The sequence below is a fragment of the Sphaerospermopsis kisseleviana CS-549 genome (genome assembly GCF_028329225.1).
Lineage (GTDB): Bacteria > Cyanobacteriota > Cyanobacteriia > Cyanobacteriales > Nostocaceae > Sphaerospermopsis > Sphaerospermopsis kisseleviana.
Genome location: NZ_JAQMTI010000299.1, coordinates 1 through 8,374 on the forward strand (window position 1 = coordinate 1; position 8,374 = coordinate 8,374).

Annotated in this window: 7 protein-coding genes; all 7 read left to right on the forward strand. The window is 35.3% G+C overall.

Annotated elements, in window-relative coordinates; all coding sequences use genetic code 11:
* Window positions 1–129 precede the first annotated feature (129 nt).
* The 7 genes from PN497_RS23305 to PN497_RS23335 all read left to right on the forward strand — a co-directional run bounded on the left by PN497_RS23305 (window position 130) and on the right by PN497_RS23335 (window position 8,187).
* A complete protein-coding gene (locus PN497_RS23305) occupies window positions 130–369 on the forward strand; it encodes a hypothetical protein (RefSeq protein WP_096567032.1) in 240 nt (79 codons plus the stop codon).
* A 299-nt stretch (window positions 370–668) separates the two neighbouring features.
* The gene (locus tag PN497_RS23310; RefSeq protein WP_096567034.1) at window positions 669–2,819 is read left to right on the forward strand and encodes a peptidase domain-containing ABC transporter; all 2,151 of its coding nucleotides are present in this window, start codon (window positions 669–671) and stop codon (window positions 2,817–2,819) included.
* A gap of 45 nt (window positions 2,820–2,864) precedes the next feature.
* A complete protein-coding gene (locus PN497_RS23315; protein WP_096567036.1) occupies window positions 2,865–4,265 on the forward strand; it encodes an HlyD family efflux transporter periplasmic adaptor subunit in 1,401 nt (466 codons plus the stop codon).
* 328 nt (window positions 4,266–4,593) lie between these two features.
* Complete coding sequence (locus PN497_RS23320) at window positions 4,594–5,235, forward strand: hypothetical protein (protein WP_193943827.1); 642 nt, start codon at window positions 4,594–4,596, stop codon at window positions 5,233–5,235.
* 231 nt (window positions 5,236–5,466) lie between these two features.
* Window positions 5,467–6,144 carry a response regulator transcription factor gene (locus tag PN497_RS23325; RefSeq protein ID WP_096567038.1) on the forward strand — a complete coding sequence of 226 codons (678 nt, stop codon included), beginning with the start codon at window positions 5,467–5,469 and terminating at the stop codon, window positions 6,142–6,144.
* A 128-nt stretch (window positions 6,145–6,272) separates the two neighbouring features.
* Window positions 6,273–7,202, forward strand: coding sequence for a sensor histidine kinase (locus PN497_RS23330; RefSeq protein WP_096567040.1), 930 nt, complete (start codon window positions 6,273–6,275; stop codon window positions 7,200–7,202).
* 37 nt (window positions 7,203–7,239) lie between these two features.
* Window positions 7,240–8,187, forward strand: coding sequence for a ribonuclease Z (locus PN497_RS23335; protein ID WP_096567041.1), 948 nt, complete (start codon window positions 7,240–7,242; stop codon window positions 8,185–8,187).
* Window positions 8,188–8,374: the final 187 nt, after the last annotated feature.

Below are 8,374 nucleotides of genomic sequence, written 5' to 3' on the forward strand. Positions count from 1 at the left end.
AGATTCTAGACAGCTTGTAACTACTGTTAATGCCCCCAGAAAAATTTTCACAACTCTTGATTTTTCCTGTGGGGGCATCAAACTCGCTTCAAACAAATCCAATCAATCAAGATCAAGGAGTATTGAACCATGCAAGTAATCGAAAATAACGAACTATTCACTCAAGTTGCTGCTGAAGAATCTTCTGTTGTTAGTGGTGGTACTCTTTTAAACTTTGCCATTTTTTCCTTTTTTGCTACATCACCGGCTTCTTTTGGGGGAACGGATTATACTGTTGAAGAATTTATTTTAGCAATTGCAATACTCAGCCAACCAGAAAACTTTTTCAACCCGGAAATAGCAGAGTTCGGTGAATTAATAAATGTGTAATTATTATAAATATTATTCGCCCTTATTTTAGATATACTTCAGAGATAGCTAATTGAGTATATTTGGTTTAAATACTGGGACATATTAATTATGTTCCAGTATTTTTTGCTAATTAACCTTAACTCAGATCAAGTTAAATAAATTATGCAATGACTTTTCATAAAAAGGAAATTAATTTCACAGAAAGTAACAATGTTTTATTTTTTAACTAAATTTAAACTATAAATTACCCATTAAATAAATATAAACAATAGCTTGATATTGATGGAAAATCCCAGCCATATAAACATTGGTAATTTATGAAATACGCTCACGTTTCCCAACATAGTCAAGAAGATTGTGGTGCAGCTTGCTTGGCTGCTATAGCCAAATATTATGGCAAGAGTTTTACTCTCAGTCGCATCAGAGAAGCTGTAGGCACAGGACAATTTGGTACAACTTTATTAGGACTACAACGGGGAGCAAAAACACTAGGTTTCAATGCTTCACCAGTCAAAACTTCTCCCGAACTTTTAAACAGATTAAATGAAGCACCCTTACCTGCAATTGTTCATTGGCAAGGTAATCATTGGGTAGTATTCTATGGTAAAAAAGGCAGAAAATTTATCATATCTGATCCAGCAGTAGGTGTCCGCTATCTATCTGAAAAAGATTTAGTAGAGGGTTGGACAGATTGGTTAATGCTGTTATTAGAACCCGATCCAGAAGAATTTTTCAAAGCAGAAGATGATCAAATTGGTGGTTTTTGGCGTTTCTTCAAGCGCGTGTGGAATTTTCGCGCTATTTTAGCTCAAGCTTTACCTCTCAACTTGCTTTTAGGATTATTATCTTTAGCGTCTCCTTTCCTATTACAAATTCTCACCGATGATGTTTTAGTGCGTGGAGATACTAAACTACTGACTACTATGGCGATCGCTGTAGTAGTAATGAACCTAATTTCTAGTAGTCTTTCTTGGGTTCAGTCTAACTTAATTGCTCACTTTGCTCAACGTCTACAATTAGGATTAGTCCTAGAATTTGGCAGACAAATATTACGCTTACCACTTGCTTATTATGAAGCTCGTCGTAGTGGAGAAATCGTTAGTCGTCTGCAAGATATTAACCAAATAAATCAATTAGTTACTCAAGTTGTCGTCAGTTTACCAAGCAGATTTTTTATCGCCTTAATTTCCTTTGGTTTCATGGCTTTTTATAGCTGGAAACTAACTTTAGTAGCTATCTGTATTGCTGCTTTAATGACCATAGCTCCATTAATATTCCAGCCTACATTACAACAAAAGACCCGTGAACTATTAGTTAAAGATGCCGAAGTACAAGGTGTTTTAGTAGAAAGTTTTAAAGGTGCATTAACTCTCAAAACTACCGCCGCTGGTTCCCAATTTTCCGAAGAATTTCAATCTCGATTTAGTAAGCTTGCCACCTTGACATTACGCACAATGCAAATTGGCATTATTAATAATACATTTTCTACCTTTATTTCTGCAATTGGCAGTATAGTTTTGCTCTGGTTTGGCGGTAATTTAGTCATTAACCCAGATGAAAACCTAAGTATTGGGCAGCTATTAGCCTTTAATTCAATGAATGGTAATTTTCTAGGTCTAATAGCTACTGTCATCAGTTTTGTTGAAGAATTTACCCGTGCCAAAACAGCCGTACAAAGATTGACAGAAGTTATTGATGCTACTCCAGAAAATGAAAATGACGACAGAAAACCATTTGCAAATATTCCTGGTGATGCTGACATAATTTGTACAAATATCAACTTTCATTATGCAGGTAGAATTGACCTTTTAGAAGATTTTTCCTTAACCATTCCCGGTGGTAAAGTTGTGGCTTTAGTTGGTAAATCTGGATGTGGTAAAAGTACCCTTGCTAAACTACTTGCTGGTTTATATCCTCTCCAGTCAGGCAATATCCGCATTGGACTTTATAACCTCCAAGACCTTTCTTTAGACAGTCTCCGTCAACAGGTGGTACTTGTTCCCCAAGATGCTCATTTTTGGAGTCGTTCTATTGTGGAAAACTTCCGTTTAGGTTCACCCTACGTGACATTTGAGCAAATTGTCAGAGCTTGTCAAATTGCCGGTGCTGATGAATTTATCAGTAAATTACCAGAAAAATATCAAACTATTTTAGGTGAATTTGGCGCAAATATTTCCGGTGGCCAACGTCAAAGATTAGCCATAGCTAGAGCTATTGTCACAAGTCCACCAATTTTAATTTTAGATGAATCTACAGGTGGACTTGATCCTGTCAGTGAAGGGCAAGTTTTGGATCAATTATTTGCACATCGCCAGGGTAAAACAACAATTTTAATTAGTCATCGTCCCAAGGTAATTAATCGTGCTGATTGGGTTGTTTTACTAGATCAGGGAAGATTAAAAATACATGGTTCTTTGCAGGATTTAAAGGTAAAAACAGGCGAACATTTAGATTTTTTAATTCCTTAATTCAACATAATCCCTAATTCAACATAATTAAATTATCAGGTACTTATGCTCTACACTCATAATCAAAAATTGATCTCTTCAGGAGAAAATGATGAGCTTCTTCCTCCTATTAGTCGTTGGACTTCTTTAGCAGGAATACTTCTAATTAGCACTGTTGCTAGTGGGATTGCTCTCTCTTCATGGATTAAATATAATGTTACAGTCAAAACAGTTGGTACTGTGCGTCCTACGGGTGAAGTTCGTCTAGTACAACCACAAATGGAAGGAACGGTTAAAACCATTTTAGTCAAAGAAAATCAACCTGTGAAAATAGGAGATGTAATTGCTAATTTGGATAATGAACAATTAATAATTAAAAAAAGTCAACTGCAAGGTAATATTCAACAAGGTGGTTTACAACTAATTCAAATAGATGCACAAATTCAGAATTTAGATAATCAGATGTCCGCAGAAAAAAAAGTGATCGAAACTGTTATTGCTACTGCAAAAGTAGATTTAGCCCGCAACCAACGGGAATATCAAGAACGAAAAGTTAATACTAACAATGAATTTCTAGCTTCAGAGGCAAGTTTGCAAAAGGCTAAAACCGATTTACAAAAAGCTCAAGCTGATTTAGAATTTGCGAAATTAGACCGCGATCGCTATGAGCAATTATCAAAAATTGGCGCAATTGGGAGACGAGAATTGGAACAAAAACAATTAGTTGTGCAACAAACACAATTAAGACTACAAGCTGAACAAAAGTCATTTGAAATAGCTAAAATCAAACTCCAATCAGCTAAAGCAGCAGTAAATCCAACTCCCGCAACAGTGATGATGGCACAAGAACGTATTGCCCAAGAAACTGCTAAAGGTGAAGCTAATATTGCTAGTTTAAATAAAGAGAAACAAGCATTACTTGAGCGTCGCGTGCAATTACAAGCCCAAATTAATCAATCACAAAAAGAACTGGAACAACTGGAAAATCAGATTCGCAAAAGCAGTATTTTTGCCACTAGCAATGGTATTATCCTCAAGCTAAATTTACGTAACCCAGGTCAAGTAGTGCGTGCTAGTGAATCTATTGCAGAAATTGTTCCTAATTATGCTGCATTAGTCATTAAAGCTATGATTCCTAAAAATGAAATTAAAAAAGTTACCGTTGGTCAAAAAGTCCAATTGCGTGTAGATGCTTGTCCATATCCTGATTATGGCACACTTAACGGTGTGGTCAACAACATTTCCCCAGATGTCATTACAACCCAAAATAAAAATCAAGGTATAGCCTCATCTAATAATTTGAGTTTTTTTGAAGCAACAATTCAACCAGAAACTCTTGAATTTGGTAATACTATTCGCCAATGTCATATCCAAGCAGGAATGGAAGTAAAAGCTGACATTATTTCCAGAGAAGAAACAGCATTACAATTTATGTTGAGAAAAGCAAGACTAATTACTGACTTATAAATAGTTACAATTAAGACAAGACTAAAAAACAACGACTAAAAAACTATCTGACAGAGGATGAATTGTAATATTTCCAGGACTTACCAAAAAGGGAACGAAAGTAGGGGTAATTCATGAATTACCCCTACGCAAGAATAAGGTTTTCAGTCACATCTTGCGTAAGTCCTAATTTCATCCAAATTTCTCATACCAATTCACTAAAATTAGGCAACAGATTACAACCAAAAACCCTACATATAATCTGCATTTCTGAATTTTCAATTATGAATTGGTATCAATATCTATTACTGATATTACTAACACTCAAGGCATAACAATTGTCAAGTTTATGACCTATGAACAAAGCATTCAAGAAGCATTACAGTGGTGGTCTTATAGACAATCCATAAAACTGTTTGGGGAAGCAGAAAAAATTCGGGACAGTTTGTTACAAGAAACTTTCACCATTCGTCGCAGTTTAGATGTATTAAAAATAGATCATCCAAATTTATTAATTCAGAATTGCTATGAACACACCAAAAAAATTGATAATTTTCATCACTCTTTAGTTCAGTTGAGCGATCGCCTGTGTCCAGTGTATATTCAAGAGAGTTTACCACTCTCAATCCAATGCTTGTTAGAACCTTGGGTCTTATCTAATACTCATATCTATTTCCATATTGATATGCCAGCATATTGGCAACATGAGTCTCTAGAAGGTAGTCTCATAATTCTACGAGCTTTAGAAGAATTATTAAGAATAACTTTGCGAGAAAATTTCACACCTATTGCAATTTATATCAGTTTACAACTCAAAGAAAATACCAAAAAATTAACTGTCAGAATCACCTATTCTGATCTATCTAACCTAACGTCTTACTCCTATCTACCGGAATTAAATTATCTCAGTGATAGCCTAGAATTTTTAATGTCTGGGCAATGCTTTTACAATAGTAGCAATCATAGGATAGCTTGGTATTTTTGTTGGTAGGTTTTATTTGTTTTTACCTTGTAGGGGCGAAGCCTTCGGGTGATAACCTATCGCTGAAACCAGTTCATATTCTATCAGAATGCTTCGCCCTCGGTGTTCTAGCAAATATTTTCACCAAAATAATTATATTAATTTCAGTAAAATTCTCCGGGGTAAGGGTGACATCCCTCATAGCAACTAAACCAACATAAATACAATTTAGGAAAAGCTAATTATTATTCAGTATTGAAGATGGAACAAATTTTATCAGCAAATAAATTGCTGAAAATTTTGGTAATTGATGATCATGAATCAGTTTTAAGTGGAACAATTGACATTCTCAAAAAAAACTATCCTAGTGCTGAATTTATAACCGCAATTAATGTCAATAATACTCTTGAAAAACTTACCAGTTTTCAGCCTGATTTGATAGTTATGGATCTTTCAATTCCCGAAGAAAAAGGACTGACTGCGCGACCTGATAACGGTATCCAACTATTGAAAATTTTGATGCAAAAATATCCTCACTTAAATATTGTTGTCCAAAGCGCCCATGCAAGGACATTGGTACGTATTCGTTTGGATATTGATAGTCACAAAGGAGGTTTTACTATTGCTGATAAAAGCCTTTCAACCCAAGAAATGTTAACAAGAGTAGATTGGGCATTACAAGGATTAACTCATACAAAAGATATCAAAAGAATTTACTCAGGATTAGAAGTAAAACCCGAATGGTTAAAAGTCCTAAATTTGGCTTTTCAAGAAGGATTACAAGATAAAGCAATTGCTGAAGAAATGTGTGTATCTGAACGCATGGTGCGTCATTATTGGAGTAAGTTACAAGATGCTTTAAACGTTTACCCAGAGGAAGGTAAAAATATCCGCATTCAAACAGAAAATAAAGCGAGATCAGAAGGGTTGATTGATTAATGATTAATGATTAATGATTAATGATTAATGATTAATGATTACTGATAGCTGAATACTAACAAATAACCATTTCAATTCTGTCAATTTTCAATTGTCAATTGTCAATTGTCAATTAATATTGAAAGCTTATGCAGTCTAAATTTTGGATGAAAATGAAATCAGGATGGCAAAATATGTGGATGTTAAACACATATCCAGTCACAAATATTATAGTGATTAGTATTGTCATCTCTAACTTAGTCAGTGCCAGTTATGTACTATTAACTTGGGGTTGCTTAATTCCAAAATTTTCCGCAATTATAGTCTTAGCTTTAAATGCTATAGCTATCACAGGTATATATCACTATAGCCAAATCGTTAAATCGGGAATTAAAGCTAGAAAAGCGATGATTGAAGTTGCATTTGAAACCATCCATAACGGACCACTACAAACTCTCAATAGGGTTTTAAGATTGGTGAAATTACAAGATTTATCAATTAAGAAAATCCTACCGGAGTTAGAAAAAGACCTAGAAAATTTAAACCAAGAATTAAGGGGAATTTATGAATTTTGGCAACAGGAAAGCCTCACACATCAAAAAACAAACCTTTACTTAGGAAACAGTATAATTATCAATCTACAAGAACCCCTGCACGAAATTCTCTATCAAGTTTATAGTCACACCTTAGAACGAGATTTTCCTTGCTTTAGAACCATCAAATTAAAAATTCGTAATTTTGAACCTATAGACGAACACAGTTTAACTATTGAAGACAAACGAGGAATTTGCCGATTTTTAGAAGAAGCTTTGTGTAATGTGGGTAAATATGCTACAGGAGCAACCTGTCTCAAAGTTAATTGTTCTTTTTCTATGGGTTGGCACACACTAAGTATTGTAGATGACGGTTTAGGCGTTAACTCATCTGTTAACTCATTTAAGAGGGAAGGTCAGGGAACAAAACAGTTTAAAAATTTAGCCCGACAAATTAAAGGTAAATTTCAACGCCTTCCCATGTATCCTCAAGGAACTATTTGTGAGTTATCTTGGCCTGGTTATCTTGTGAGTTATTATAAATAAATCCTCATTTTGAGTTAGAGGAAGGCTAGAAAACGCTGTGCAGATAACATTTTTAGGAACAAGTTCCGGTGTACCTACAAGATCACGTAATGTTTCCAGTGTGGCACTGAGATTACCACAACGGGCAGAACTATGGTTGTTTGACTGTGGTGAAGGTACACAGCATCAAATTTTGCGGAGTGATCTGAAAATTAGCCAACTCTCCCGAATTTTTATCACCCATCTCCACGGAGATCATATTTTTGGCTTGATGGGACTTTTAGCCAGTTGTGGTTTAGCTGGAAATGTAGACAGAATTGATATCTACGGTCCTGCTGGGTTAAATGAATATCTGCAAAGCGCCTCACGTTACTCACACACCCATTTTTCTTACCCCATCAAAGTACATACTGTTCAACCAGGGGTAATTTACGAAGATGATGAATTTATTGTTAGCTGTGGTTTGTTACATCACCGCATTACAGCTTTTGGTTATCGTGTAGAGGAAAAAGACAGAACTGGACGCTTTGATGTGGACAAAGCCAAAGCTTTACAAATTCCTTCTGGTCCTATTTATGGAAAACTCAAACGCGGTGAAACCGTTACCTTGGAAGATGGAAGAGTAATTAATGGTAGTGAATTATGTGGACCTACGGAAATTGGCCGCAAATTTGCCTATTGTACAGATACTGTTTATTGTGATGGTGCTGTCAAATTAGCCCAAGATGCAGATGTATTAATTCATGAAGCTACCTTTGCCCATCAAGATGCAGATATGGCTTTTCAAAGATTACATTCTACCAGCACAATGGCAGCACAAACAGCTTATTTGTCCGGGGTGAATCAATTAATTATGACTCATTTTAGTCCTCGTTATACTCCTGGTAATGCCATTGAGTTAAAAGATTTGTTGAAGGAAGCCCGTGCGATTTTTCCTAATACTATCATGGCGCATGATTTTATGATTTATGACATACCTAGAAGGCGAGAAGTTGTGAAAAATTAGGTAAGTATTCAGCTATCAGTAATCAGTAATCAGCTTTTACCTAGAGTTAAATAGGGTTTGCTGAATAAACCTAAAACCTTGATATATCAAAGGTTAGAGGCTGATAAACACAGAAATTAGTGCAAGGGTTTTGAAGGGTATACCGGAAAAAGTGTGCATTTTTTGGGATTTCAAGAGATGGCAAAGA